The organism is Methylopila henanensis (genome assembly GCF_042681025.1).
GTDB classification, from domain to species: Bacteria; Pseudomonadota; Alphaproteobacteria; order Rhizobiales; family Methylopilaceae; genus Methylopila; species Methylopila henanensis.
On sequence record NZ_JBHUER010000008.1, the window covers coordinates 218,020 to 242,672 of the forward strand.

The following is a 24,653-nucleotide window of genomic DNA, read 5'->3' on the forward strand; positions in this document are numbered from 1 at the left end:
CTCACGCGGCCCTCGCCTCCGCGGCCGGCGCGCTGCGATAGGCGAGCGCCTCCGCGAGATGGATGCGGCCCACGGTCTCGGCGCCGTCGAGATCGGCGATGGTGCGGGCGACCCGCAGCACCCGGTGGTAGCCGCGCGCCGACAGCTTCAGCGCGTCCGCCGCGTCCCGCAACAGCCGCCGCCCGGCGGCGTCGGCCTGCGCCATCTCCTCCAGCGCGCCGACGCCCACATGGGCGTTGAGCGGCGATCCGGCGATCCCGAGCGTCTCCGCCCGCGTCGTCTGCAGGCGTCGCGCGGCGGCGACCCGCGCCGCGACGGTCGCGCTGTCCTCGCTCGCCGCCGGCGCCATCAGATCGGCGGCGGTGACCGCCGGCACGTCGAGCCGGATGTCGATGCGGTCGAGCAGCGGCCCGGAGATCCGCGACTGGTACTCCTGCGCGCAGCGGGGTCCGCGCCGGCAGGCGTGGCCGCCCTCGCCGCCGCCGCAGCGGCAGGGGTTCATCGCCGCGACGAGCTGGAAGCGGGCGGGATAGGCGATGCGGTGGTTCGCACGCGCGATCACCGCCTCGCCGCTTTCGAGCGGCTGGCGCAGCGCGTCGAGCGCCTGGGGACTGAACTCCGGCAACTCGTCGAGGAACAGCACGCCGTTGTGCGCGAGCGCGATCTCCCCCGGCCGAGGACGCGCCCCGCCGCCCACCAGCGCCGCCATCGAGGCGGAGTGGTGCGGGCTGCGGAAGGGGCGCCGGTCGCTCAGACGCCCGCCGGCGAGTTCGCCCGCGACCGAGCGGATCATGGCGACCTCGAGCAGTTCGCGCGGCGCGAGCGGCGGCAGAAGGCCGGGCAGCCGGCTCGCCAGCATCGACTTGCCCGAGCCCGGAGAGCCTGAAAACAGCAGATTGTGCCCCCCGGCCGCCGCGATCTCGAGCGCCCGCTTCGCCGTCTCCTGGCCGCGCACGTCTCGAAGGTCCGGAGCCGCGGCGCCCGCCTCCGGCAGGCCGGGCCGCGGCCGCGCCAGCACCTGCACGCCCTTCAGATGGTTCGCGATCTGGATCAGCGAGCGCGGCGCGACGATGGGAAGGTCGGCGCTCGCCCAGGCGGCCTCCGCCCCGCAAGCCTCGGGGCAGATCAGCGCGTGGCCGCGGGCGTGAGCCGCGACCGCGGCCGGCAGGCAGCCGGCGACCGCCGCGATCGTGCCGTCGAGCGCGAGCTCGCCGAGCACGGTGACGTCGGCGAGCGCGTCCTGCGGCACCGCGCCCAGCGCCGCCATCAGGCCGAGCGCGATCGGCAGGTCGAAATGACTGCCCTCTTTGGGCAGGTCGGCCGGAGCGAGATTGACGGTGATGCGCCGCGGCGGCAGCGCGAGCCCCGACGCCACGAGGGCTGCGCGCACCCGCTCGCGCGCCTCGGTCACCGCCTTGTCGGGCAGCCCCACCACGTTGAAGGCCGGCATGCCGGGCGCGACCTGCACCTGGACGTCCACCGCCCGGGCCTCGACCCCCTCGAACGCGACCGTAGACACCCACGTGACCATGCCGCCCTCGTCCCCGCGCCATCCGCCGCATGCGATGGTAGCGAAAGCCCGCCGGGCGTCAAGAACATTAAGAGAACATGCTTACGGAGCCCGCAGCACGTCCGTGCATTCGGCCGGCATGTCCTTCAGCGTCATCGGCGGCCGCGGCTTCGGCGGGATCTTGGGCGGCAGGGGGAACAGGCGGCCGGGCGTGAACCACCAGTCCAGCGCCTTGCCGCAGCCGTCGCCGGGCGCGACGTCCGCCTGCGGCTTGCAGGAGCTCTCGCCCGCGGGGCATCCCAGCCGCACATGGAAATGGTAGTCGTGGCCCCACTGCGGGCGCACCTTCTGCACCCAGCCGCGGTCGCCGCGCGCGTCGCGGCAGATCGCCTTCTTGATCGCGGGATTGACCAGGATGCGCTCCACCTGCGGGTCGAGCGCCGCCGCGCGGATGACCTTGAGGTGGTCCGGCGTCCAGCCGGCGCCCACGTCGGCGCGGTCGGCCGCCACCACGTTGGTCGACATCATGGTCTCGCGCTGGGTCATGGTCATCTCGACCCGCGGCATCGGCCTGAGCCAGACGTCGACGTCGAGGCCGATCTGGTGGGAGGCGTGCCCCTTCAGCATCGGGCCGCCGCGCGGCTGGGACATGTCGCCGACGAGGATGCCGGGCCAGGCGGTCGTATCCGCCACCCGCTTCGACAGCCGCTGAATATACGTGACGAGCTGGGCGCGGCCGTAGAAGCGGTTGCGCGAGGGCCGCATCACCTGCCAGGTCGGGCCGGAGAGCGGCAGCGCGTCGGCGCCGGCGAGGCAGCCCTTGGAGTAGAAGCCGAGCGAGCGGCCGCGGCCCTCGCTCGGGCGCGTCACCCGGCCGAACAGCTCCTTCGCGGGCGTCGTCGCGGTGATCGGCGGCATCGGCGGCAGCCGGAAGCCCTGGGGCGTGATGTCCTGCGCCCGCGCGGCCCCTCCGGCCGCGACCAGTACGAGCGCCGCGGCCAGCGCCGCCCGCGGCGTCACAGCGCGGGCCCCGACAGGCGGGACTCGATCGCGTCCCAGGTCATGGTGGCGGCGTCCGGCCCGCCGAGCCGCTTCACCGCGCGGATGCCGGTGGGCGAGGTCACGTTGATCTCGGTCAGATTGCCGTCGATGACGTCGATGCCGACGAAGATCAGCCCACGCCGCTTCAGCTCCGGCCCCAGCGTCTCGCAGATCTCGCGCTCCCGCGGCGACAACTCCGTCGCCGTCGCGGCTCCGCCGCGCACCATGTTGGAGCGCAGGTCGCCCTTCGCCGGCACCCGGTTCACGGCGCCTGCGAACGCGCCGTCCACCAGCAGGATGCGCTTGTCGCCCTCCGAGACCTTCGGCAGGAACTTCTGCACCATCCAGGGCTCGCGGAAGCTCGTGGAGAAGAAATCCACCAGCGAGCCGTAGTTCAGGTCGTCGGCGGTCAGACGGAACACGGCGGCGCCGCCGTTGCCGTAGAGCGGCTTGACCACGATGTCGCCGTGCTCGGCGCGGAAGGCGTCGATCTCGGCCTTGTCGCGCGTCACCAGCGTCGGCGGCATCAGCTGCGGAAAATCGAGGACGAAGATCTTTTCCGGCGCGTTCCGCACATGGGCCGGGTCGTTCACCACCAGCGTCTTCGGGTGGATGCGCTCCAGCATGTGGGTGGTGGTGACATAGGCCATGTCGAAGGGCGGGTCCTGCCGCAGCAGGACGACGTCAGCCTCCGCGCCCAGCGAAATCCGCCGCTCCTCGCCGAGCGTGACATGGTCGCCGGCCACGTCGCGCACCTCCGCCGGGCGGACGCGCGCCGTCACCTCGCCGGCGGTCTGTGACAGCCGCTCGGGCGTGTAGACCACGAGCGAATGCCCCCGTCTCTGCGCCTCCAGCATCAGCGCGAAGGTCGAATCGCCGGCGATGTTGATTCGCTCGATCGGGTCCATCTGCACGGCGACGCGAAGCGACATGGGGCCAAGATCCGCTTGAGGGAGAACTACCAGCCGAAGGCGTTCGGCAGCCGTCTGGGCAGGCGCCCCGGCGCGACGAGGACGAGGTCGAACGTCACGACATATCCGGCATAAGCGGGCCGGCGCGCAAGAAAGGCTTCGGCCCCGCGGCGGATGCGCGCCTGCTGGCGGGGCGTCAGGGCCTCGAGGCCCCGATCGAAGTCGCCGCGGGCCTTCACCTCGACGAAGGCGATGGTGCGGCCGCGCCGGGCGATCAGGTCGACCTCCCCCGGCCCCTCGGCGTAGCGGCGGGCGAGGATGCGCCAGCCCTGCAGCCGCAGCAGCCACGCGGCCTTGGTCTCGGCCGACAGGCCCCGGCGGAAGGCGGCGAGGCGCTTCGGCGCGGCGGCCAAGCCCGTCACCCCGCCGTCTGCGCGAGTTCGAGCGCGCGGGCGTAGACCTCCCGGCGCTTGAGGCCGGTGGCGGCGGCGACCTCCGCCACCGCGTCCTTGAGTGAGACGCGCGCGAGCGCCGCGGCGAGCAGGGCGTCGAGCTCGCCGCCTTCGAGCGGCGCCTCCTCCTCCGGCGGGCCGATCACCAGCACGATCTCGCCCTTCGGGTCGGGCCCGCTCGCGAGCGCGCCCGCGAGCTCGGGCAGGCTCGCGCGGCGGACCTGCTCGAACCGCTTGGTCAGTTCGCGGGCGAGCGCCGCCGGCCGGGGACCGAGCCCTTCGGCGAGGTCGGCAAGCGCTTCCGCGACGCGCGGCCCGGTCTCGAACAGCACCAGCGTGCCCGGCACGCGCGCGATCTCGGCGATGCGGGCGCGCCGGGCGGCCTGCTTCGGCGGCAGGAAGCCTTCGAAGAAGAAACGGTCGGTCGGCAGCCCCGCCAGCACTAGCGCGGTCAGCACCGCGGACGGCCCCGGCAGGTGGGTGACGTGGAGCCCCTCCGCCGCGCAGTCGCGCACCAGCTTGAAGCCGGGGTCGGAGATCAGCGGGGTGCCGGCGTCGCTGACAAGCGCGAGCCGTTCGCCGGCGGCGAGCCGCGCCAGAACCTTCGGGCGCATCTCGGAGGCGTTGTGCTCGTGATAGGCGATCAGCCGCGCGCCGATGCCATAATGGCTCATGAGCTTGGCTGTGACGCGCGTGTCCTCGCACAGCACCGCGTCGGCGGCGGCCAGCGTCTCGAGCGCGCGCAGGGTGATGTCGGCGAGCGTGCCGATGGGCGTCGCGACGATGTGAAGGCCGGGCGCGAGCGGCGGCGCGACCAGCCGCGCGCCGGCCACGAGGTAGCCTCGGGCGCGATCCGGTTCGGCGGCGTCAGATGCGTCCGGCGCGGAGCCCGGCCGCGCGACCCTTGGCATAGCGGGACTCGTCGGTTACCAACGGACGAAGTCTATCGGCGGAGCGCGTCGGCGGAAAGTCGCCGCTTGGTTGCAATCCACCGGAGGCGACTCGGGGCAATCGGCGAGTCGGGCGGCGTGTTGGGGACGCCCGGCCGAACGACGGTGGCGAACATGACATTCGACCTTAGGCCTGTCGGCCGCGCCCTCCTGCTGTGGGGCGCGACGCTCGCGCTCGCCGGCTGCGCCGGCGGCATGGGGGACGGAGACGGCGGCGTCGATCCGCTGCAGGGCGTGCCGACGCCGCAGGTGACGTCGGAGCCGCTCGCGCAGCCGGAGGTGGTGGGACAGGGCGCGGTCAAGGTGGCGCTGGTGCTGCCGACCTCGGCGTCCGGCAACGCCGGCGCCGCCGCGCAGTCCATGAAGAACGCCGCCGAACTCGCGCTTTCGGAGTTCAACCAGCCCGACATCCAACTCGTGGTGAAGGACGACCGCGGCTCGGCGCAGGGCGCGCAGGCCGCGGTGAACGAGGCGACCGACGAGGGCGCGAAGCTCGTGATCGGCCCGCTGTTCGCCCATTCGGTGCAGGGCGCGGGTCAGGCGGCGCGCGGACGCGGCGTGCCGCTGATCGGGTTCTCGACCGACGCCAACGTCGCCTCGCGCGGCGTCTATCTCTTAAGCTTCCTGCCGGAATCCGACGTGCAGCGCGTCGTCAGCTACGCCGTCGCGCAGGGCAAGCGCTCCTTCGCCGCGCTGCTGCCGGAGAACGGCTACGGCGCCGTCGCCGAGGCCGCTTTCCAGCAGGCGGTGTCGCGCGCCGGCGGCCGCGTGGTCGCGATCGAGCGCTACCCAGCCGACCGCGCCAAGATGGCGGAGCCGGTGGCCCGCGTGTCGAGCGCGCTGAACCAGGCCGACGCGCTGTTCATCCCAGACGGCGCCGACAACATCCCGACGCTCGTCGGCCTGCTGGCCTCGAACGGCGTCAACACCAAGCGGGTGCAACTGCTCGGCACCGGCCTGTGGGACGATCCCGCGCTCGCCCGCGACGCGAGCCTCACCGGCGCATGGTTCGCCGCGCCGGACAGCGCGGGTTTCCGCTCCTTTGCGCAGCGCTATCGGGCCAAGTACGGCTCTGACCCAGTCCGCACCGCGTCGCTCGCCTACGACGCCACCTCGCTCGTCGCGGCGATCGTGAAGATGCAGGGCGCGGCCGGGCTCACCGATCAGACCTTCACCAACCCGTCCGGCTTCTCGGGCGTCGACGGCGTGTTCCGCTTCCGCAACGACGGCGTCAACGAGCGCGGGCTCGCGGTCTACCGGATCCAGCCGGGCGGCGCGACGGTGATCAGCCCCGCGTCCCGGAGCTTCGACGGCCAGACCGCCCAGGCGAATTGACCGGGACACGGCGGGCTCCTGACGCCGTCGCTCTTCAACCCGCGAGGTCGGCGACCACGGCGTCCAGCACGGGGAAGCCCGCGCGGGTGACACGCAGGCGGTCGCGGCCGACGCGCTCCACCATGCCGTCCATCATCAGGTCGTCGATGCGGCGGGCGTCGAGCCTGCGGCCGGACAGCCTGTGGAATCGGGCGAGGTCGATGCCCTCGGCGAGCCGGAGCCCCATCACCAGGAACTCGTCGGCCTGCGCCTCGGCGCTCAGCGCGTCGTCGACCACAACGCCATGGCCGTCGGCCTCGACGGCGGCGGCCCAGAGCTCGGGGTTGCGCTCGGTCGCGAGCTCCCGGCGCGTCCCGTCCACCACCAGCCGGCCATGGGCGCCGGGGCCGACGCCGGCGTATTCGCCATAGCGCCAGTAGACGAGGTTGTGCCGGCTTTCGGCGCCGGCGCGGGCGTGGTTCGAGATTTCGTAGGCTGGCATGCCGGCGCGCTCCGTCACCTCCTGCGTCACGTCCCAGAGCGCGCGCGAGACGTCCTCGTCCGGCGTCTGCAGCTTGCCGGCGGCGTAGAGCGCATGGAAGGCCGTGCCCTCCTCGATCGTGAGCTGGTAGAGCGACAGATGCTCCGGCGCATGCGCCAGCGCCTCGGCCAGCTCCGCGCGCCAGGCCTCCGGCGTCTGCTTCGGCCGCGCGTAGATGAGATCGAACGAGGCGCGCGGGAAGATCGAGACGGCGAGCCGCACCGCCTCCAGCGCCTCCTCCACCGTGTGCAGCCGGCCAAGGGCCGCGAGATCGGCCGCGTTCAGCGCCTGCACGCCGAGCGAGACGCGGTTGACGCCCGCGGCGCGGTAGCCGCGGAAGCGCTCGGCCTCGACGCTGGTCGGGTTGGCCTCGAGCGTGACCTCGACGCCGGGATCGACCGGCCAGGCCTCGTTGATGGCGTCCAACACCCCGCCCACCGTCTCCGGCTTCATCAGCGAGGGCGTTCCGCCGCCGAAGAAGATCGAGCCCACCGTCCGCCCCGGCGCGAGCGCCGCCATGTGCGCGATCTCGCGCCGGAAGGCCGCGAGGTAGCGGTCCTGGTCGATCTCGGCCCGCCGGACATGGCTGTTGAAGTCGCAATACGGGCATTTGGCCGCGCAGAACGGCCAATGCACGTAGACGCCGAAGCCCGGCTCGGTCATCGCGGCGGGCCTTCGGGATAGAGCGCCGCCATCAGCTCGCCGAAGGCGCGGGCGCGGTGGGAAAGCCCGGTCGCGCGGCCCGCGCCGTCCCAGACCACGCCGTGCTTCTCGTCCGAGGCCATCTCGCCGAAGGTGCGGTCGAACCCGTCCGGTTGGAACATAGGATCGTAGCCGAAGCCGAGGGTCCCGCGCGGCGGCCACACGATCACGCCGTGCACGGCGCCCTCGACGTCGAGCCCGTCGCCGTCGGGCGTGGCCAGGCAGAGCGCCGCCACGAAGGCCGCCCGTCGCTGCTCTGGCGCGGTCGCGCCGCGGTCCTGCAGGTCCTCCTCAACGCGGGCCATGGCGCCGGTGAAGTCCTTGTCCGGCCCGGCCCAGCGCGCGGAGAAGATGCCCGGCGCGCCCCATAGCGCCTGCACCGCGAGCCCGCTGTCGTCGGCGAGCGCGGGCAGCCCCGAGAGCGCCGCGGCGGTCTCGGCCTTGATCCGCGCGTTCTCCGCGTAGGTCGTGCCGGTCTCCTCGGGCTCCGGCAGGCCGAGCTCGCCCGCGGACACCACGTCGAGCCCGAACGGCGCGAGCAGTTCGCGGAACTCCGCGAGCTTGCCCGCATTGTGGGTCGCGATCACGAGCCGCGCGCCGAGCGCGGGAGCCTGGCCGGTCATGCGTTCCTCCGGCGCGGTCGCGCCCTGTGTTCAGGCCGTGGCGAGCTTCTGCAGTTCAACGAGCTGGGCGCAGCCGGACTTCGCGAGCCCGAGCAGTTCGATCAGTTCGGCTTCCGAGAACGGCGCGCCCTCGGCCGTGCCCTGGATCTCGACGATGCCGCCGGACCCCGTCATCACGAAATTGGCGTCTGTCTCGGCCTCCGAATCCTCGGCGTAGTCGAGGTCGAGCACCGGCTGGCCGCGGAATATCCCGCACGACACCGCCGCGACGTGGTCCTTCAGCGCCGGACCTTTCAGCATGTCGCGCGCCTTCATCCAGGCGAGGCAGTCGTGCAGCGCGACCCAGGCGCCGGTGATGGAGGCGGTGCGGGTGCCGCCGTCGGCCTGCAGCACGTCGCAGTCGACCGTGATCTGGCGCTCGCCGAGCATCTTCAGATCGACGACGGCGCGGAGCGAGCGGCCAATGAGGCGCTGGATCTCCTGCGTGCGGCCCGAAGGTTTGCCGCTCGTCACCTCGCGGCGGGTGCGCTCATGGGTGGCGCGCGGCAGCATGGCGTATTCGGCCGTGACCCAGCCGCGGCCCTGCCCGCGCAGCCAGCCCGGGGCCTTGTCCTCGAGCGAGGCGCAGCACAGCACGTGGGTCTCGCCGAACTTCACGAGGCACGAGCCCTCCGCGTAGCGCGCGACCGCCCGCTCGATCGAGACGGGACGCATCGCGTCGGGTGCGCGCTTGGACGGGCGGATGGACATGGAGGGCCTTAACAAAAGTGTAAGATGCGCGCCTTTCTGCCCGCGCCGCGCCCGGGCCGCAAGCGCCTCGGCGCTTGATCGCGCGGCCGCTTACCGGAAAAGTGACGTCCTGCGAGGTGATGTCCCGATGTCGATCGAACGACCAATCCTGCCGGAGGCGCCTTCGGGCCTCGCCCAGCTCGACGAGCGCTCCCGCGACATCTTCCGCCGCATCGTCGACAGCTACCTGACGACGGGCGAGCCGCTCGGCTCGCGCAACGTCTCCCGGCTGCTGTCGGTGTCGCTGTCGCCGGCCTCCGTCCGCAACGTCATGGCCGACCTCGAGGCGCTGGGGCTGATCTACGCGCCGCACACCAGCGCAGGGCGGCTGCCGACCCAGTTCGGGCTGCGCTTCTTCGTCGACGCCATGCTGGAGATCGGCGACCTGCGGGCCGAGGACCGCGCCGCGATCGAGCGGCAGGTGCGGGCGACGAGCGCCTCCCGCACGGTCGAGGACGTGCTGACCGACGCCTCCGCGCTGCTGTCCGGCCTGTCGCGCGGCGCCGGCGTGGTGGTCGCGACCAAGCAGGACCCCGCGATCAAGCACATGGAGTTCGTGCCGCTGGAGCCGCAGCGCGCGCTCGCCGTGCTCGTCGGCGAGGACGGCTCGGTGGAGAACCGCATCGTCGCCCTGCCGCAGGGCCTGCCGGCCTCCGCGCTGACGGAGGCGGCGAACTTCCTCAACGCCCGCATGCGCGGCCGCACGCTGGGCGAGGCCCGCTCCGCGGTCGAGGAAGCGGTCGCCTCCGCCAAGCAGGAGCTCGACGAGCTTTCGGCGGACGTGGTCGCCGCGGGCCTCGCGAGCTGGGCCGGCGCCTCGGCCGACCATCCGCGGCAGCTCATCGTGCGCGGGCAGGCCAACCTGCTCGAAGACCTGAAGGCGCTCGAGGACCTCGAACGCATCCGCCTGCTGCTCGAGGACCTCGAGGCCAAGCAGGACGTCATCGAGCTGCTCGGCCGGGCGGAGACCGCGGACGGCGTGCGCATCTTCATCGGCTCGGAGAACAAGCTGTTCTCGCTCTCCGGCTCGTCCATGATCGCGGCGCCGTTCCGGGACGGCGACCAGAAGATCGTGGGCGTGCTCGGCGTCATCGGCCCGACGCGGTTGAACTACGCCCGCATCGTGCCGATGGTCGACTACACCGCCAAGGTGGTCGGGCGGCTGCTCAAGCAGGGGTGACGGCGCGCGCCGTCACTGCATCTTCGGCTCGGGCATCTCGCGCACGTTCAGGGTGCGGCCCATGCCGAGGTCGATGTCGCCGGGCTTGTACTTCGCGTCGCACGCGCCGGTGCGCCGCGCCTCGATCGTGGTCTGCTGGCTCTGCGGACCGCCCGGCGCGACGTTCTTGAGCCCGCCCGGCGCGTTCGAGCCGCTCATGGTGACGCTGGTCTTCATGGTGTAGGCGCTGTCGAAGTCGCCGGTCACGACGCTGCGCGACTCGGTCCGCATGTCGCCGAGCTGGCAGACGCTCTCCAGCACGATCGCGTCGCCGTCCTTCGACTGCTCCTGCCGCGAGCACATCGAGGAGGCCATGCCGCCGAAGCGCTGGTTGAGCAGCTTGTCGGTCTCCTCGTCGAGACACATCAGGATGATCTGCGGCGGCATCGCCGCCGTGTCGACCGCGATCTTCATCTCCCACTGGCCGGGCTTGCGGGGCGGGAGGTCGAAGCCGGCGGCGGCCGACGGAAACGCCGCGACGGCGGCGAGCAGGGCGAGAGCGATGCGCATTGGGGGCCTTTGCCAAAAGTTCCCGTTTCGTCGCGCGCACCATACGCCCGGGAGACCCGGCGGCAACGCCCAATAAGGCGCATGGGGCTCAGAGCAGCGTCGGTCCCTCCGCGCTCGACGGCAGGCGTGAGCGTCGTGTCCCGCCGGCGTCCGTCTCCAGCCGCCGCAGGCTCCAGGCGATCTTCGGCGCGCCCCGCAGCGGCGCCCGGATCACGATCTGCTCGGTCCGGCGCGGACCGTGCGCGCCCGAGAGGTGCACGCTCTCTTCGAGCTCGGCGGTCGCGCCCGCCGCGGCGAACAGCCAGCCGGCGCCGCTCGCGAGCGCCAGCACGACGCCCTGTCCGTCCTGGGTGACGCTCGCCCGCACCGCCGGGTGCAGGTGGAACCGCAGCGCGACTTTCGCCTCCGGCGGTTTCGCGCCCTCGGCCGTCCGGAACGCGTCCTCGCCGTCGAGCCGGTCGCCGCCGGCCGACAGCCGCAGCGAGCGGTCGTGCCAGACGCCGAAACGCGCGCGGTAGCCGTCATGGCTCGCGACCAGCCGCACGCCGCCGTCGTCGCGCTCGCGCCGCGAGGTCGGGGCCCGCGGGCCGGCCAGGATCAGCGGCCCGATCAGCCGCTTCAGCAGCGGCGAACGCGTGAACCGGCAGGACGAGGTGTCGTCGATCACCGCGGTCGAATGGGCGGCCGTCGCGCGCGAGGCCTCCCAGCGCTCGCGGCCGTGGCGGGGGACGCCGCAGTTGACGATGATCTGCTCGGTCCCCGACGAGAATTCGAACGCGAGCGCGCCGGCGTGCGCGGTCGCCGACAGCGGCGGCGGCGGCGGCGCGCCGACGTCGGCGACGAGCAGGGCCTCGCCCGCGGCCACGCGCTGGTAGCCGGAATGCGGAGCGTCCTCCAGCGGCGCGCCGCGCGCGTCGTCATAGGCGAGCACGGTCGCGATCAGGTCGCCCTGCGCCGGACCCGCGCCGTTGAACTGGACGAAATCGCCGTCGCCGTGCCGGAAGAACCGCAGCATCGGCATGGCGCGGTCGATCGCGTTCAGCAGCGCCTGCGGCGGCGCGACGCCGCGCACCGCGAAGGCCTGACGGAGCGGCAGAAGGTCGAGCAGGATCTCGACCAGCGCCGCCGGATTGCGGCCGATATGCCCGCCATCCGCGAGAATCTGGCGGTCAAGCTCGTCGGCGAGCTGGCGCGCGGCGGTCTTGAGCAGGCGGTTTTCGCCGGCAAGGCAAAGGCCGGCGTAGGTCAGGGCGCAATCGGCCGCGAGGCGGGGCAGACCGTCGTCGGCGACCGCGCGCAGCCGCCCGAGCTGCCGCGTCTGCCGCGCGAGGCTGCGCAGGAAGCGGCGGTAGAACGCGCGGTCGGCTCCGTCGAGGATGAGCGGGGAGTGGCAGAGCCACGCGATCAGCCGGCGCGCCGCCACATGGGGCGCGCGCGCCACGGCGGCGTGGCGCCCGCCGCGCAGCCCGATCCATTCGTCCACCAGCGCGCGGGCGTTGGCGCGGGCGAGCGTGGTGTCGGCGGCGCGCAGATGCCTCAGCCAGCCGAAGCCGTGCAGAGCCTCGGCCCAGCCGTCCGACGGAGCGTCGGACTGGAACGGCGATCCGCCACGCACGTCCACCGTCTTGCCCGCGAATACGTAGAGCCCGGCGTAGATCTCGCCTGCCCGCGTCGGGTCGGAGGTGCGCAGATCCTGCGGCGCGATGACGAGCTTGTCCGGCGTGCGGCCGGCGGCGCGGAACGGGGCGGCGGCCAGCGCGGCGAGACGGCGCCACGCCACGCGCGCGCCCTGCGCGGCGACGAAGCGCGCGAGGCGCGCTTTCTCCCCGAGCGCCCCCCCGCTCATGCCTCACGCGCCTCCTTTACGCACCACGCCCGACGCCGCGCCAATGACATCACGAAAATGTCGCACACCGGGCGAGCGCTGTCGCCACTCGCAGCCGCGCTATCCCACGCGCAGACGGGCGGCGAAGAACCCGTCCATGCCCGACAGGCGCGGATCGTCGGCCGGAAGATGACTCGGCAGGGTGCGGACGCAGCCGTCGTCGTCGATGGCGGCCTCCAGCCCCGGCAGTTCCGCCGGAAGCACAGGCTCGATCCGCACGCCGCCGTTCGCGCGGGCGATAAGGGCCTGGATCTGCCGCTCGCCCTCTTCCGGCTCCAGCGAACAGGTGCAGTAGACCAGCAGTCCGCCGGGCCTGACCAGCCGCGCCGCGGCGTCGAGCAGGCCGGCCTGCACGCGGGCGAGCGCGGCGATGTCGCTCTCGCGCTTCATCCAGGCGACGTCCGGATGGCGGCGGATGGTGCCGGTCGCGGTGCAGGGCGCGTCGAGCAGCACCACGTCGGCCGGCTCCAGCGCGATGGTCGCGGCGTCGCCGACGCGCGGCGTCGCCGTCAGGCCGAGCCGGGACAGGTTCTCGTTCAGCCGCTGCAGCCGCTCGGCCGAGCGGTCGACGGCGATCACCTCGGCGCCGGCGGCCGCGAGCTGCGCGGTCTTGCCGCCTGGCGCGGCGCAGAGGTCGATCGCGCTGCGCCCGGCGAGGTCGCCGAACAGCCGGACCGGCAGCGCGGCCGCGGCGTCCTGCACCCACCAGGCGCCCTCGCTGTAGCCCTCGAGCGCGGTGACACGGCCGCCGCCGGGAATGCGCACGCCGCCGGTCGGCAGCACGGAGCCGCCGAGCGTCTCCGCCCAGCGGGCGGCGTCCGCCTTGACGCTGAGGTCGAGGCCGGGCTCGACCGCCACCGCGGCGGCGATCGCGGCCGTCGTCTCCGGGCCGTAGGCCCTGATCCAGCGCGCCTGCAGCCAGGGCGGCAGATCGGCGCCGGGCTCGGACTCGGGCGCGCCCTCCGTGACGACCGCCCGCAGCACGGCGTTGACGAGGCCGGCGAAATGACGGGCGTCCGGGTCGGCGCGCGCGGCCGCCACCGCGAGGTCGACCGCCGTGTGCGCCGGGATCTGCATGAACAGCGCCTGCGCCGCGCCGGTGGCGAGGATGGCCTCCAGCGGCCCGCCCTTCTTCGGCAACCCCTTGTCGAGGCGCGCCGCGATCAGCGTCCGCAGCGTGCCAAAGCGCCGGAGCGTCGCGCCGGCGATGGCGCGGGCGAGCGCGCGGTCGCGCTCGTCCAGCGCGCGGAAGCCGGACGGGTCGTGATCGACCTCGAGGGCGGCGTCGAGCGGACGGGTGCGCGACAGCACCCCGTCGACGAGCCGGACCGCGACGCGCCGCGCCGCGAGGCCCGGAACCTCAGGGGCGCGCTGGCCGGGACCGGGGCCGCGACGCTGCGGCTGGGGCCGGCGGACGTCCGGACGACGGTTCAACCCCAGGGCCCGCCGCGGCGGCCGGCGTCGCCGCCGCCCCACGGCCCCGCCGGCTGGCCGGCCCCGAACGAGCCGCGTCCGCCCATGGAGCGCGCGAGCTCCATCAGCGCCGCGACGCGGTTCTCGGTCGCCGGATGGGTCGAGAACAGGTTGTCCATGCGCTGCCCCGAGAGCGGATTGATGATGAACATATGCGCCGTCGCCGGGTTGCGCTCGGCCGCGTAGTTCTCGATCTGGTGCGCGCCGCGCTCGATGTTGATCAGCGCGTTGGCCAGCCATTCCGGCCGCCCGCAGATCTCGGCGCCCAGCTTGTCGGCCTGGTACTCGCGCGTGCGGCTGATCGCCATCTGCACGATCATCGCGGCGATGGGGGCGAGAATCATCATTGCGATCGACCCTATCACGCCCATCGGCTGGTTGTTCTCCCGGTTGCCGGAGAACAGGAAGCCGAAGTTCGCGATCATCGAGATCGCGCCGGCGATGGTGGCCGTGATCGTCATGATCAGCGTGTCGTGGTTCTTCACATGCGCGAGCTCGTGCGCCATGACGCCCGCGACCTCCTCGCGGGAGAGCCGGTTGAGCAGGCCGGTGGTCGCCGCCACCGCCGCGTTCTCGGGATTGCGGCCGGTCGCGAAGGCGTTCGGCTGGTCCTCGTGGATGATGTAGACGCGCGGCATCGGCAACTGCGCGCGGGCCGCGAGGTCGCGCACCATGGCGTAGAACTCGGGCGCCGAATGCGCGTCGACCTCCTGCGCGTTGGTCATGCGCAGGACCATCTTGTCGGAATTCCAGTAGCTGAACACGTTCATGGCGAGCGCCACCACGAACGCGATCATCAGGCCGCCGCGGCCGCCGATCACGAATCCGACCGCCATGAACAGCGCGGTGAGGCCGGCCAGCAGCAGCGCCGTGCGGAAGTAGTTCATGTGAGGTGGTCTCCGTTCGCGTGAGAGCTCGCGCCGGGGCGGGCGCGGCCTATATGTGGGGTGAGGACCGCCGGAACGCCAAGACGCTGTAGGTCACGATCGGATCACCACGCGAGGACGGCCATGGAGAACGCACCGGAACGCCCACTGTCCGACGCCGCCCGGCGCGCGCTCGCCGAGGCCGCGGAGCGGCGCGCCGAATACGAGCGCCAGGCCGCGGAGCTGGCGAAGACGCGCGAGATCGCAGGCCGCGACGGCCCGGAGCCCGTGCGCTACGGCGACTGGGAGCGCAAGGGGATCGCCACCGATTTTTGAGTCGGGCTCGCCCGCTCCGGCCTCGCCGCCGGGCCGAAGCCCGCGAAGGCCAGTGCTCGGCCGGATGGTCGGGCGCGGGCTGCTGGGGCTCGCCATCGTGCTCGGCGTCGCGGGGGCGATCGCGCTGTCCGATCTCGACCGCTATTTCCCGCTCGACCTGCGCGAGCCGCCGGGCGCCTTCACCCAGTGGCGCATCCGCGCGCTCGCGGCCTCGCCCGAGACCTGCGCCCGCGTGCTCGCGCGCTCCGGCCTGCCGGCGCGGGCCGCGCCCGACCGGCCGATCGCGAACGGCTGCGGCTATGTGGACGGCGTCGCGCCGTCGGCCGCCGCGCTCGCGCTCGACGCGCCGCCGGTGATGCGCTGCCCGCTCGCCGCGGCCTATCTCGCGTGGGAGCGGCACACGCTGCGGCCGGCGGCGCGACGCCTGTTCGGCGCGGAGCTCGCGGGCGTCGCCCATGTGGGCGCCTACTCCTGCCGCAACGTCTACGGCCGCGCCTCGGGCCGGCGCTCGCAACACGCGACCGCCAACGCCATCGACATCGCCGGCTTCCGGCTCGCGGACGGCCGCACGGTCTCGGTGCTGCGCGACTGGAGCGATCCGGGGCCCGCGGGCCGGTTCCTGCGGGAGGCGCGCGACGGCGCCTGCGGCGTCTTCGCGGGCGTCCTGTCGCCGGACTACAACGCCGCCCATGCCGACCACCTGCACCTCGATCTCGGCGGCTTCGACGTTTGCCGATGACGCGCGCGACGGCGCGGCGGAACGACGATCGAAAAAATTCGCCCACCCGAGCGGGCTCGGATATGGCCCGCGCCTCCGGAAGCGCTAGCTCATTGAGCCCTTCGCAACGACAGGAGCGCATTCCCTTGGGCATCTTCGACACCATCAAGGACGCCATCTTCGGCAAGGCCAAGGCCGACGAGGCGTCCGCGGCGCCTTCCGCGCCCGCGCCGACCGAAGCCGCGCCCGCCCCGCAGGCCGGCCAGCCCGCCGCCGCGGGCTCCGTCGACGTCGCCGCCGTGCTCGACGACGCTGTCGCGAAGAGCGGCCAGAAACTGAACTGGCGCACCTCGATCGTCGACCTGCTGAAGGCCCTCGGCCTCGACAGCAGCCTGAACCACCGGCAGGAGCTCGCCAAGGAGCTCGGCTACACGGGCGACGCCTCCGACAGCGCCACCCTGAACATCTGGCTGCACAAGCAGGTCATCGCGAAGCTGAAGGCCAACGGCGGCAAGGTGCCGGCCGATCTCGCCTGACGCAGGCCGACGCGATATCCGGGCGGCGAGGCGGACGCCCCGCCGCCCGATTGCTTTCGATCACTGCCGAGGCGCGGGATTCTGCTGAGCTGGCGGCTCGGCGGCCGGATTCTGCGCATCCGGCGAGGGAACCGGCGTGGCCGGCGACTCCCGCAGCGGCGCGAGGTCGGGCTCCCGCGGAACGGCGGGCGCCGCCGGCGGCTCGGCCGGCGCGGGGGACGGCTCGGCTGGAGCCGCAGGCGAAGGTTCCGCAGGAGACGGAGCCGGCGACGGCTGGGCAGGCCTGTCCTCCGACAGTATCTCATCGGTCTTGGTCTTGATCCTGTCCGACGTATCCTGACTGACGAGCCCGAAATACGCAGCGATCGCCAGCACGACGGCGATCAGCGCGCCCACAATCACCTTTTTCTGTTTGTCCAACATCCGGCGTCTTCTCCTTTGATCGTGGCGTTCGGGGCGGGCAGATATGACCGCCTCCTGCCCGATCAATGCAGGCAGCGCCAGGTTCGGCGTCTTGTGATCGCCAACCCCGCGATCGTGAGGCGCGGGCCGGGTGCGCGGGATCGCCGATCCGGCCGCCCCACGCCACGGCGCGTCGCACAGCCTGACGGCGACATCGCCATATGGCTTTTTTTGGCTATTGACCAAGGCCCTCGTCCGCGGCTTGATCATGCCGACTGGGCGTCGGCGCCTCCGCCAGGCCCTGTCGGGGGGACCACACCGGTATGTTAAGGACCACCCTCCGCGCTCTCGTGCGTTTGGCCTTTGTGCTCGCCGCCGCCGCGGCGGCCGGAAGCGTGGCGCAGGCCGAGCCCCGAAGCCTCAACGAGCCGCCGCCCGGCGGCCGCGCCGCGTCCACGCCGTCGGCGGGAGACCGCGGCATGGCGCTGATGTCGGCCACGATCGGCTCCAACGGCGCGTTGCAGCGCGGCGAAGGCGCGGTCAGCGCCGCCCGCCTCGACGTCGGGCAGTACGAGATCGAGTTCGGGCGCGACGTGACCGCCTGCAACCACACTGCGACCAACACCTACCAGCCGGCGACCCTTCTTGCCCAGCCGCGCCTGGGCAAGCCGAACTGGGTCTACGTCGCCTCCTACCATCCCGACGGATTCCGGATCGATTCAGGCTTCAACCTTCTGGTCTTCTGCGGCCGCTGAGCCGCCCGCCACGCCACGACTTCAACGCCAACCGGGGCCAGCCGCCCCTCGACGTCGGGACGCCCCCATGCACAGAAGAGCCATCCGCGCGCTTGGGCGCTTCGCGATCCTTCTCGCCGCGTCAGCCGCGCCAGCCGCGGCGTCCGCCCAGCCGAAAAGCCTCAACGAGCCGCCGCCCGGCGCCCGCGCGGCCCCTGCGCCGTCGACCGAGGATCGCGGCATGGCGCTGATGTCGGCCGCGATCGGCTTGGACGGCGCGTTGCAGCGCGGCGAAGGCTCGGTCAGCGCGGCGCGCCTCGGCGAGGGGCAATACGAGATCGAGTTCGGGCGCGACGTGACGGGGTGCGTCTATGTCGCCTCGGCCAGCATCTTTCAGCCGACCGCCCTCATCACACAGGCGCGTGTCGGCAAACCGAACTGGGTCTATGTCGGCGTCTTCAGTCCCAACGGAACTCCGTTCGACGCGGGCTTCAGTCTGCTGGTCTTCTGCGGGCGCTGAGCGGCGGCCTGCGGCGTCTCGTGATCGCCCCCGCCTTGACCCGGAGGCCCGATCGGGCGCACAGCAGCGCGCATGCTTGCGAGGGGACCGCAGGAGCCGTGAACCGATGACAGCCGCCGACCGACGACTCGCGCTTGCGCGCGACATCGCCGCGGCGGTCGCGCCGCTGCTCGGGCCGCATCTCGCGCTCAAGCTCTGGGACGGTTCGACCGCGCCGGCCAACGTTGCCCCCGATCAGTTGCTGGTGCGCTTCTCCGACGAGGGGACGCTCGCCGCGCTCGCGAAATCGCCCAAGCTCGACACGCTGGTGCGGCTGCACGCGCTCGGCCGCATCGATCTCGAGAACGGCGACCTGTTCGATCTCGCCGAGCGGCGGCCGTCGGTGCGCGGGCGCGACCTGCTCCGCGCCGTTGGCCCGCTGCGGCTCGCCCGCGGCGCCGCGGCCTTCCTCAAGGTGCCGGCCGGCGACCTGAAGCTGCCCGGCGAAGGCGGCCCGAACGCCGCCTCGGGACGCTCCGGCGACCCGGATGAGAACCAGAGGAACATCGCCCACCACTACGACGTCTCGAACGCCTTCTACCGCCTGTTCCTCGACCGGCGGCTTATCTACTCGTGCGCGTACTTCCAGGACTGGAACGACGACCTCGACACGGCGCAGGAGGCGAAGCTCGACCTCGTATGCCGCAAGCTGCGGCTGAAGCCGGGCGAGACCTTCCTCGACGTCGGCTGCGGCTGGGGCGCGCTAGTCTGCCACGCCGCCGAGCGCTACGGCGTCACGGCGCACGGCGTGACGCTCTCGCGCGAGCAGCTCGCCGGCGCGCACGCGATGATCGAGGAGCGTGGACTGCAGGGCCGCGTGACGGTCGCGCTCGCGGACTGGACCACCGTCGCCGGCGCCTTCGACAAGATCGCCTCGGTCGGCATGTTCGAGCATGTGGGGCTGAAGAACGCCGACGCCTACTACCGCGGCGTCCGCCGGCTGCTGAAGCCGGGCGGGCTCTACCTGCACCACGCCATCACCCGGCGGGCCAAGCCCGGCGACGACCGCAAGCTGCGGCCCGAAGCCAAGGCGATCATGCGCCACGTCTTCCCCGGCGCGGAGCTCGACCACATCGGCTCGACGCTCAGCGGACTGGAGCGGGCCGGCTTCGAGGTGCAGGACACCGAGGCGCTCCGCCGGCACTACGCCCGCACCACGGCGCTCTGGTGCCGCAGGCTGCAGGCGAACCGCGCGGCCGCCGAAGCCGAGGTCGGCGAAGTGCGCACGCGGATGTGGATCGCCTATCTCGCCGGCGTCTCGCTCGCCTTCGCCCGAGGCTCGATCGGCGTGTGCCAGACGCTGGCGTCCTCCCGCACCAAGAGCGGGTCGGTCGCCCTTCCTGGGACCCGGGGCGACATCTACGCGCCCTGACCTTAGTCGACCAAAATAGTACCAGCCGGTCGTTCCGTCCGCGGGCGCCGCATGCTACTGTCGGTTTGCTGCTCGAGCGGCGAATTGGTCGCGTATTCGCTTAGAATTTCGATCTCATAATACTTTCGTCACACCTCGACGACCTCGACGTCGCCGAGCGCAGTACGATCGCGTGCATGTCGGGCGCGGGTTCGGGGGAACGCCGCGTGATTTAACGTCATCGTCAACACGAGCGTCTTCCGACGCCTTGCGAGACCACGTCATGAAAACCTTGCCGTTGCTGGGGGGCGCGGCCATGGCCGCCGCCCTGTTCGCCGCTCCGCTCCAGGCCGCCGAGCCGAACCTCAACACGCCGCCGCCCGGCGCGCGGGCGCAGCCCAATGTAGGCCCAGGCGATCTCGGGATGGCGCTGATGTCGGCGGCCATCAACGCCGACGGCACGATCGCCCGCGGCGAGGGGGTGACCGCCACCGGCACGCAGAAATTGAGCACCGGCACTTACGAGGTTGGGTTCGACCGCGACATCACCCAATGCGCCTATGCGGTCACCGTCGGCGAGTCCGGCATCGGGTCGGCCGTGCCTTCGGTGGTGGGCGTCACCCGTCGCTCCGTCAACCCCAATGGCGTGTTCATCCAGATCAAGAACCCGCCGGACGAAGCCAACGAAGACAAGAATTTCTTTGTGCTTGTTTATTGCGGCCGCTGAGTCTTCGCCGCCAATTCGTGTTCAACGTCTTTCCGGGGGGATAACGTCATGAAAGCACTGGTGGTTCTAACGGCGGCAGCCATCGCGCTCCTCGCCGCTCCGCTCCAGGCCGCCGAACCGAACCTCAACACGCCGCCACCCGGCGCTCGGGCGCAGCCCAACGTGGATCCAGGCGATCTCGGGACGGCGCTGATGTCGGCGGCCATCAACGCCGACGGCACGATCGCCCGCGGCGAGGGGGTGATCGCCACCGGCACGCAGAGGTTCAGCGCAGGCACCTATGAGGTCGGGTTCGACCGCGACATCACCCAGTGCGCCTATTCCGTCACCGTCGGCGAATCCTCCATCGGCTCGGCGACGCCCGCAGTCGTCGGCGTCACCCGCCGCTCCGGCAACCCGAAGGGCGTGTTCATCCAGATCAGGAACCCGCCGGACGAGGCCAACGAGGACCGGGACTTTTTCGTGTTGGTGTTCTGCGGCCGGTGACGGCGGCGCCCGGGGGCGCAGGACGGATCCCGGCGAGTTGGGCCTCTCCTCGGGATCCCACCCGCCCTGGCCGCCGCCCAGACGACGCTAAGACGGCCATGCAGCCCACAGTCTCGCGGCGGACGCCTACGGCACCACCACGACCTTCGCGCCGACCTTCACGCGCTCGTAGAGGTCGATGATGTCGACGTTGCGCATGCGGATGCAGCCATAGGACGCGTAGGTGCCGATCGATTTCGGCCGGTTGGTGCCGTGGATCGCGTACTGGTCGCGGTCGAGCAGCAGCGCGCGCGGCCCCATCGGGTTCTTCGGCGAGCCGCCGGGAATGACGTCCGGAAGGTGGGGCTTGTCGCGGCGCACCTCTTCCGGCGGCGACCACGCCGGCTCGACATACTTGCCCTTTATCCAGGCCGCGCCGAGCCACTGCTTGCCCGGACGCCCGACCGCCACCCGGTAGCGCATCGCGCGCCCGTCGCCGCCGATGAGGTAGAGCGCGCGCTCGGAGTTGCGGATGACGATCGTGCCGGCCCGGTAGGCCTCGGTCTCGAACGGCACGATCTCGCGGGAGTCGGCTCCGCCTGCGAACAGCCCTGCGACCAAAACCGCCAGCGCGCATCCTGCGAACCGACCGAACCGCTTCATGACACGCACCCCGAACACCGGCGCCCACGACGCCTGACCGTGCCTAAACTTCGCGCCCGCCACAGGGAGCGCGCCTTCGCAAGTAGAACAACAGACGTTATTAGCGCTTGGTTTCCATGCCGGCGATGTGAGGTGCGCATTAGATTGTCATATGCTTAATAAGGATTAATTTCCGTATTTTTGACATGATCCTGCTAGGATATGGGATCATGTTCCGATTTTCGTCCATGATCGCCCGCAGGCTCGCCGACGTCCTCTTGGGCGCGGCCTTCGGGGCCGTTCTAGCCGCGGCGGCGCTGCCGCAGGCGCGGGAGACGCCCGCGGCCTTGGAGCGGACGGAGCCGTCCGGCGCAGGCCTCGCCGCGACCGCGCTTTCCGCCATCGACGGCGACACCATCGAGGCGCGGGTGCGCGCCTTTCCCGGACAGGACATCGTGGCGCGGATCCGGATCGACGGCGTCGACGCGCCCGAGCGGCGCGGCCGCTGCGCGCGGGAGACCGCGGCGGCGGAAGCGGCGGCGGCGGCGCTCGCGGCGCTGGTGCGGGATCGTCCGCTCACGCTCACGCAGGTGCGCGGCGACAAGTATTTCGGCCGCGTGGTGGCGCGCGTCTCCGCCGCCGGCGTCGGCGACCTCGCCGGCGCGCTGGTCCGGGCGGGCCATGGCCGCCCCTATGATGGCGGCCGGCGAGAAAGCTGGTGCTGAGCCGGCTTTCCGGATGCGTACGGCTTGCGTCCTCTCATATATCAATGACGGTCGGATGCGCCCAAACGAGCCGGCGCATCCGCTTCCGCCGTCGTTCGAAAGCCTGCCGATGAGCTCCGCCCTGCCCTACCGGCCCAATGTCGGGATCGCGCTGTTCGACGCGCGCGGGCTTACGCTGATCGCGAAACGCATCGGCGACGACGGGCCGGAGACGCTCGCGCCGGGCTGCGCGTGGCAGATGCCGCAGGGCGGGATCGATCCGGACGAGAACGTGGAGCAGGCCGCCCGGCGCGAGCTGTTCGAGGAGACCGGCGTGCGCCGCGCCTCGGTGCTCGGGGTCCATCCCGAATGGCTGACCTACGACTTCCCGCCCTATGACGGCCCGCCGCACAGGCTCGCGGCGTTCCGGGGCCAGCGGCAGCGCTGGTTCGCGATGCGCTTCGAGGGCGACGACGGCGAGATCGATCTCGCGCCCGCAGCGGCCGGCGCGGAACCCGAGTTCTCCGAGTGGCGCTGGGAGCGGCTCGAGCGGCTGCCGGCGCTGGTCGTTCCGTACAAACGCGCGCTCTACGACAACGTGGCGCGCGCCTTCGCCCGCTTCGCGGCGCCGGCCTGAGGCGTCAGCCCGGCGCGCCGCCGACCCGCGCGACGAGGGCGATCAGCTCGGACTGGCGGCGCACGCCGGTCTTGTCGAAGGCCGCGGCGAGCTGGTTGCGCACGGTGGAGAGCGCCACGCCGCGCGCGGCGGCTCAGCTTTCCAGCGTCTCGCCGCGCGCGAGCGCCGCCACGAGCCGGGCCTCCGTCGCCGAAAGCCGGAACGCGTCCCTGAGCGCGCTCTCGCGCACGGCGGGGGGCGCCTCGTCCGGGTCGGTGAGCAGGATGATCGCGCGAACCTCGCGCCCCATGCCGCAGCCCTCCAGCCGGAACGGCGCGGCGTCCGCGATCAGAGGGCGCTTCCTGGCGCGATGGAGCGACGCCGGATCGGGCGCGCGGCGCGGCGTCAGGTGCTCCGCGCTCGCAGCGATCGCGGCGAGACGCGCGAAGGCCGGCTGGCTACGCGGGTCGCTCGCCCCGAGCACGCCGTCCGTCACCTTGAGGCCGGCGCCGAAATACGATTCGGCCCGCCGCGTCGCCGCGATGAGCTCGAGCCCGCGACCAATCAGCGCCGCGGCCTTGCCGCAGGCCTGGAGCGCCTCGACGGCCCCGCGCGCCGCGGCCTCGTCAGGCGCAGGCGTCGAACTGGCCGGAGAGATTTGCAGGCGACCCGCCGCGTCCCGCCGGACGACGGCCCCGCCCACGCCCGCCCGAATGGAACAGGACGCTCCGCACGCGCCCCGACCGATGCCGTTCACCGCCAACCCGCGCCCCCGCAAGACGCCGCACTATCCGCGAAAGCGTCGGCGAAAGCATCCATAAAAAGCCTCATTCGCTCACTTGAGCGGAATAGGCGGCGCGGGGGCCGCTTGAGCCCCCGCGCCGCCGCGCCCATCTTCAGCGCGCGGGGCTGATCCCGCGGAGAGCCGATGATGTCGCCGGAGGCGCTGAAACAGTCGCCGTTCTTCGCCCCGTTCGCCGACGCGACCCGCGGCCGCCTCGTCGCGGGCTCGGAGGAACGCGCGCATGCGGCGGGCGAGACCATTCTGGCCCGTGACCGGACGACCGAGCATTTCCTGTTCCTGCTGGAAGGCCGCTGGACCATGCGGCGCTTCGTGCGCGGCGTGACCGAGCCGATGGTCTGGCGCGACGACGCCCCCGGCGCCTGGGTCTCCGGCGTCGCGGCCCTCGAGATGATCGCGCCGACGGACGTGTTCGCCGACCGTCCGTCGCGGGTCCTGGTCGCGCCCCGCGAGCTCGTTCACGAGCTGCTCGCCGAGGATCCCGTCTTCGCCGCCCGCATCCTGCGCGACATCCACCGCTGGACCGAGCGGCTCGAGGTTCACGCCGCGCTCATGCGCGCGAAAGGGCCGTGAGACGATGGGCGCGCGCCTGGTCCGCGCCGTCGACTGGACCGCGCGGCTGAGCCGCGCCGGCCTCGCGCTTTCGGTCGCGGCGGTCGCGCTCGGGGCCGCGCGCGACTGGGGCTACACGGTCCCGCTCGACGTCGCGATCGCCCGTACGCTCGACGCCGCGACGCCCGACGACGCGCTGGAACGGCGGACGGCGGCCGCCCTCGACGCGGAGGACGTCGCGCTCGCCCGCGGCTACGCCGATCTCGCGGGCGAGCTCGGCCGGCCCTTGAGCGACGGGACCCGCGCTCGGCTGGCCGCGGCCGAAGCGCCCGAGGCCGTGGCCTGGCGCAACGCGCGGGACGCAGCGCTCGGCTTCGTCACCGGCGAGGCGACCGGGACTGCGGCGCTCGCCGGCGCCCTCGCCTCCGACCTCACCGTCATCGGCGACGTGCGCGACCTCGCCCGCGAAGGCGCCCGCATGGCGCGCGGCGAGGAGCACAGCGAACTGATCATGGCGCTGTCGGCGGCGGGGCTAGCGGCGACGGCCGCGACCTTCGCCACCGGAGGCGGCGCCGCGCCGGCGAAGTTCGGCGTCTCGGCGCTGAAGGCGGCGCGGCGCGCCGGCACGCTGACGGCGGAGTTCACGGCCGATCTGGCGCGGCGGCTGTTCCGGACCGCAGACGCCCGCCGCCTCGGGGGCGCCGAAGCGGCGGGCGGCGCGGG

28 protein-coding genes are annotated in these 24,653 nt (G+C 72.6%); 13 read left to right on the plus strand and 15 right to left on the minus strand.

The features are described 5' to 3' along the window. Position 1: 1 nt before the first annotated feature. The 5 genes from ACFSCV_RS11560 to rsmI all read right to left on the minus strand — a co-directional run bounded on the left by ACFSCV_RS11560 (position 2) and on the right by rsmI (position 4,825). On the minus strand, positions 2-1,531 hold the full coding sequence (locus ACFSCV_RS11560) for a YifB family Mg chelatase-like AAA ATPase (protein WP_378799734.1): 1,530 nt from the start codon (positions 1,529-1,531) through the stop codon (positions 2-4). An 81-nt stretch (positions 1,532-1,612) separates the two neighbouring features. Next, positions 1,613-2,530, minus strand: coding sequence for a penicillin-insensitive murein endopeptidase (gene mepA / locus ACFSCV_RS11565; RefSeq protein ID WP_378799735.1), 918 nt, complete (start codon positions 2,528-2,530; stop codon positions 1,613-1,615). Then, complete coding sequence (gshB, locus tag ACFSCV_RS11570) at positions 2,527-3,483, minus strand: glutathione synthase (RefSeq protein WP_378799736.1); 957 nt, start codon at positions 3,481-3,483, stop codon at positions 2,527-2,529. Before gshB ends, mepA begins: the two co-directional genes overlap by 4 nt. A gap of 26 nt (positions 3,484-3,509) precedes the next feature. Beyond that, a complete protein-coding gene (locus tag ACFSCV_RS11575; RefSeq protein ID WP_378799737.1) occupies positions 3,510-3,875 on the minus strand; it encodes a YraN family protein in 366 nt (121 codons plus the stop codon). Positions 3,876-3,880: 5 nt separating this feature from the next. Beyond that, on the minus strand, positions 3,881-4,825 hold the full coding sequence (gene rsmI / locus ACFSCV_RS11580) for a 16S rRNA (cytidine(1402)-2'-O)-methyltransferase (RefSeq protein WP_378799738.1): 945 nt from the start codon (positions 4,823-4,825) through the stop codon (positions 3,881-3,883). Between the two features lie 153 nt (positions 4,826-4,978). Here rsmI and ACFSCV_RS11585 point away from each other — a divergent pair, with 153 nt between their 5' ends. Next, entirely contained in the window at positions 4,979-6,199 is a 1,221-nt protein-coding gene (locus tag ACFSCV_RS11585; protein ID WP_378799739.1) for a penicillin-binding protein activator, read from the plus strand. Positions 6,200-6,233: 34 nt separating this feature from the next. Here ACFSCV_RS11585 and hemW read toward each other — a convergent pair whose 3' ends face one another. Genes hemW through rph form a run of 3 tightly spaced genes read right to left on the minus strand, consistent with a single transcriptional unit; the run spans position 6,234 to position 8,788 of the window. After that, positions 6,234-7,382: a radical SAM family heme chaperone HemW gene (gene hemW / locus ACFSCV_RS11590; protein WP_378799740.1), complete on the minus strand. Its 1,149-nt coding sequence runs from the start codon at positions 7,380-7,382 to the stop codon at positions 6,234-6,236. Continuing rightward, the gene (gene rdgB / locus ACFSCV_RS11595; protein WP_378799741.1) at positions 7,379-8,044 is read right to left on the minus strand and encodes an RdgB/HAM1 family non-canonical purine NTP pyrophosphatase; all 666 of its coding nucleotides are present in this window, start codon (positions 8,042-8,044) and stop codon (positions 7,379-7,381) included. Before rdgB ends, hemW begins: the two co-directional genes overlap by 4 nt. 30 nt (positions 8,045-8,074) lie before the next feature. Beyond that, entirely contained in the window at positions 8,075-8,788 is a 714-nt protein-coding gene (rph, locus tag ACFSCV_RS11600) for a ribonuclease PH (RefSeq protein WP_378799933.1), read from the minus strand. Positions 8,789-8,921: 133 nt separating this feature from the next. Between rph and hrcA the strand changes: the two genes are divergently transcribed. Next, positions 8,922-10,013, plus strand: coding sequence for a heat-inducible transcriptional repressor HrcA (gene hrcA, locus ACFSCV_RS11605; protein WP_378799742.1), 1,092 nt, complete (start codon positions 8,922-8,924; stop codon positions 10,011-10,013). 12 nt (positions 10,014-10,025) lie between these two features. Here the strand turns inward: hrcA and ACFSCV_RS11610 are convergent, their stop codons facing one another. The 4 genes from ACFSCV_RS11610 to htpX form a co-directional block, all read right to left on the minus strand. Continuing rightward, positions 10,026-10,562, minus strand: coding sequence for a DUF3617 domain-containing protein (locus tag ACFSCV_RS11610; protein ID WP_378799743.1), 537 nt, complete (start codon positions 10,560-10,562; stop codon positions 10,026-10,028). Between the two features lie 88 nt (positions 10,563-10,650). Then, on the minus strand, positions 10,651-12,408 hold the full coding sequence (locus tag ACFSCV_RS11615; protein ID WP_378799744.1) for a heparinase II/III family protein: 1,758 nt from the start codon (positions 12,406-12,408) through the stop codon (positions 10,651-10,653). A gap of 99 nt (positions 12,409-12,507) precedes the next feature. Continuing rightward, a complete protein-coding gene (locus tag ACFSCV_RS11620; protein WP_378799745.1) occupies positions 12,508-13,881 on the minus strand; it encodes an RsmB/NOP family class I SAM-dependent RNA methyltransferase in 1,374 nt (457 codons plus the stop codon). Next, complete coding sequence (gene htpX, locus ACFSCV_RS11625) at positions 13,878-14,807, minus strand: zinc metalloprotease HtpX (protein WP_378799746.1); 930 nt, start codon at positions 14,805-14,807, stop codon at positions 13,878-13,880. Before htpX ends, ACFSCV_RS11620 begins: the two co-directional genes overlap by 4 nt. A 123-nt stretch (positions 14,808-14,930) precedes the next feature. Here htpX and ACFSCV_RS11630 point away from each other — a divergent pair, with 123 nt between their 5' ends. From ACFSCV_RS11630 to ACFSCV_RS11640, 3 genes are all read left to right on the plus strand, one after another. Beyond that, positions 14,931-15,122, plus strand: coding sequence for a DUF1674 domain-containing protein (locus tag ACFSCV_RS11630; protein WP_378799747.1), 192 nt, complete (start codon positions 14,931-14,933; stop codon positions 15,120-15,122). A 52-nt stretch (positions 15,123-15,174) separates the two neighbouring features. Then, positions 15,175-15,861 (plus strand): extensin-like domain-containing protein, encoded by a 687-nt coding sequence (locus ACFSCV_RS11635; protein WP_378799748.1) that lies wholly within the window; start codon positions 15,175-15,177, stop codon positions 15,859-15,861. 125 nt (positions 15,862-15,986) lie between these two features. Further along, complete coding sequence (locus ACFSCV_RS11640) at positions 15,987-16,376, plus strand: DUF3597 domain-containing protein (protein WP_378799749.1); 390 nt, start codon at positions 15,987-15,989, stop codon at positions 16,374-16,376. A 60-nt stretch (positions 16,377-16,436) separates the two neighbouring features. Here the strand turns inward: ACFSCV_RS11640 and ACFSCV_RS11645 are convergent, their stop codons facing one another. Next, complete coding sequence (locus tag ACFSCV_RS11645) at positions 16,437-17,048, minus strand: hypothetical protein (protein ID WP_378799750.1); 612 nt, start codon at positions 17,046-17,048, stop codon at positions 16,437-16,439. Between the two features lie 80 nt (positions 17,049-17,128). Here ACFSCV_RS11645 and ACFSCV_RS11650 point away from each other — a divergent pair, with 80 nt between their 5' ends. From ACFSCV_RS11650 to ACFSCV_RS11670, 5 genes are all read left to right on the plus strand, one after another. Beyond that, a complete protein-coding gene (locus ACFSCV_RS11650; RefSeq protein ID WP_378799751.1) occupies positions 17,129-17,533 on the plus strand; it encodes a hypothetical protein in 405 nt (134 codons plus the stop codon). Between the two features lie 220 nt (positions 17,534-17,753). Next, positions 17,754-18,032: a hypothetical protein gene (locus ACFSCV_RS11655; protein ID WP_378799752.1), complete on the plus strand. Its 279-nt coding sequence runs from the start codon at positions 17,754-17,756 to the stop codon at positions 18,030-18,032. 106 nt (positions 18,033-18,138) lie between these two features. Next, positions 18,139-19,443: a class I SAM-dependent methyltransferase gene (locus tag ACFSCV_RS11660; RefSeq protein ID WP_378799753.1), complete on the plus strand. Its 1,305-nt coding sequence runs from the start codon at positions 18,139-18,141 to the stop codon at positions 19,441-19,443. A 262-nt stretch (positions 19,444-19,705) separates the two neighbouring features. Next, positions 19,706-20,149 carry a hypothetical protein gene (locus tag ACFSCV_RS11665; RefSeq protein ID WP_378799754.1) on the plus strand — a complete coding sequence of 148 codons (444 nt, stop codon included), beginning with the start codon at positions 19,706-19,708 and terminating at the stop codon, positions 20,147-20,149. Positions 20,150-20,197: 48 nt separating this feature from the next. After that, entirely contained in the window at positions 20,198-20,635 is a 438-nt protein-coding gene (locus ACFSCV_RS11670; RefSeq protein WP_378799755.1) for a hypothetical protein, read from the plus strand. Between the two features lie 126 nt (positions 20,636-20,761). Here the strand turns inward: ACFSCV_RS11670 and ACFSCV_RS11675 are convergent, their stop codons facing one another. After that, entirely contained in the window at positions 20,762-21,277 is a 516-nt protein-coding gene (locus ACFSCV_RS11675) for a L,D-transpeptidase (protein WP_378799756.1), read from the minus strand. A 209-nt stretch (positions 21,278-21,486) separates the two neighbouring features. Between ACFSCV_RS11675 and ACFSCV_RS11680 the strand changes: the two genes are divergently transcribed. Both ACFSCV_RS11680 and ACFSCV_RS11685 read left to right on the plus strand, forming a co-directional pair. After that, positions 21,487-21,981, plus strand: a complete 495-nt coding sequence (locus tag ACFSCV_RS11680) for a thermonuclease family protein (protein ID WP_378799757.1) — start codon at positions 21,487-21,489, stop codon at positions 21,979-21,981. 109 nt (positions 21,982-22,090) lie between these two features. After that, entirely contained in the window at positions 22,091-22,597 is a 507-nt protein-coding gene (locus tag ACFSCV_RS11685) for an RNA pyrophosphohydrolase (protein ID WP_378799758.1), read from the plus strand. A gap of 133 nt (positions 22,598-22,730) precedes the next feature. Here ACFSCV_RS11685 and ACFSCV_RS11690 read toward each other — a convergent pair whose 3' ends face one another. After that, entirely contained in the window at positions 22,731-23,279 is a 549-nt protein-coding gene (locus ACFSCV_RS11690) for a hypothetical protein (protein WP_378799759.1), read from the minus strand. A 225-nt stretch (positions 23,280-23,504) separates the two neighbouring features. Between ACFSCV_RS11690 and ACFSCV_RS11695 the strand changes: the two genes are divergently transcribed. Then, entirely contained in the window at positions 23,505-23,951 is a 447-nt protein-coding gene (locus ACFSCV_RS11695) for a cyclic nucleotide-binding domain-containing protein (protein ID WP_378799760.1), read from the plus strand. Positions 23,952-24,653 lie beyond the last annotated feature (702 nt).

Excerpts from the sequence above, each read along its gene's own strand:
- ACFSCV_RS11670 (WP_378799755.1), top strand. The coding sequence starts at position 20,198 with ATGAAAGCACTGGTGGTTCTAACGGCGGCAGCCATCGCGCTCCTCGCC.
- ACFSCV_RS11660 (WP_378799753.1), top strand. The coding sequence starts at position 18,139 with ATGACAGCCGCCGACCGACGACTCGCGCTTGCGCGCGACATCGCCGCG.
- ACFSCV_RS11615 (WP_378799744.1), bottom strand. The coding sequence starts at position 12,408 with ATGAGCGGGGGGGCGCTCGGGGAGAAAGCGCGCCTCGCGCGCTTCGTC.
- ACFSCV_RS11665 (WP_378799754.1), top strand. The coding sequence starts at position 19,706 with ATGAAAACCTTGCCGTTGCTGGGGGGCGCGGCCATGGCCGCCGCCCTG.
- ACFSCV_RS11560 (WP_378799734.1), bottom strand. The coding sequence starts at position 1,531 with ATGGTCACGTGGGTGTCTACGGTCGCGTTCGAGGGGGTCGAGGCCCGG.
- ACFSCV_RS11585 (WP_378799739.1), top strand. The coding sequence starts at position 4,979 with ATGACATTCGACCTTAGGCCTGTCGGCCGCGCCCTCCTGCTGTGGGGC.
- htpX (WP_378799746.1), bottom strand. The coding sequence starts at position 14,807 with ATGAACTACTTCCGCACGGCGCTGCTGCTGGCCGGCCTCACCGCGCTG.
- ACFSCV_RS11610 (WP_378799743.1), bottom strand. The coding sequence starts at position 10,562 with ATGCGCATCGCTCTCGCCCTGCTCGCCGCCGTCGCGGCGTTTCCGTCG.
- ACFSCV_RS11645 (WP_378799750.1), bottom strand. The coding sequence starts at position 17,048 with ATGATCAAGCCGCGGACGAGGGCCTTGGTCAATAGCCAAAAAAAGCCA.
- gshB (WP_378799736.1), bottom strand. The coding sequence starts at position 3,483 with ATGTCGCTTCGCGTCGCCGTGCAGATGGACCCGATCGAGCGAATCAAC.
- ACFSCV_RS11675 (WP_378799756.1), bottom strand. The coding sequence starts at position 21,277 with ATGAAGCGGTTCGGTCGGTTCGCAGGATGCGCGCTGGCGGTTTTGGTC.
- hemW (WP_378799740.1), bottom strand. The coding sequence starts at position 7,382 with ATGACCGAGCCGGGCTTCGGCGTCTACGTGCATTGGCCGTTCTGCGCG.
- ACFSCV_RS11680 (WP_378799757.1), top strand. The coding sequence starts at position 21,487 with ATGTTCCGATTTTCGTCCATGATCGCCCGCAGGCTCGCCGACGTCCTC.
- ACFSCV_RS11685 (WP_378799758.1), top strand. The coding sequence starts at position 22,091 with ATGAGCTCCGCCCTGCCCTACCGGCCCAATGTCGGGATCGCGCTGTTC.
- hrcA (WP_378799742.1), top strand. The coding sequence starts at position 8,922 with ATGTCGATCGAACGACCAATCCTGCCGGAGGCGCCTTCGGGCCTCGCC.
- ACFSCV_RS11630 (WP_378799747.1), top strand. The coding sequence starts at position 14,931 with ATGGAGAACGCACCGGAACGCCCACTGTCCGACGCCGCCCGGCGCGCG.
- ACFSCV_RS11655 (WP_378799752.1), top strand. The coding sequence starts at position 17,754 with ATGGCGCTGATGTCGGCCGCGATCGGCTTGGACGGCGCGTTGCAGCGC.
- rsmI (WP_378799738.1), bottom strand. The coding sequence starts at position 4,825 with ATGCCAAGGGTCGCGCGGCCGGGCTCCGCGCCGGACGCATCTGACGCC.
- rdgB (WP_378799741.1), bottom strand. The coding sequence starts at position 8,044 with ATGACCGGCCAGGCTCCCGCGCTCGGCGCGCGGCTCGTGATCGCGACC.
- ACFSCV_RS11695 (WP_378799760.1), top strand. The coding sequence starts at position 23,505 with ATGATGTCGCCGGAGGCGCTGAAACAGTCGCCGTTCTTCGCCCCGTTC.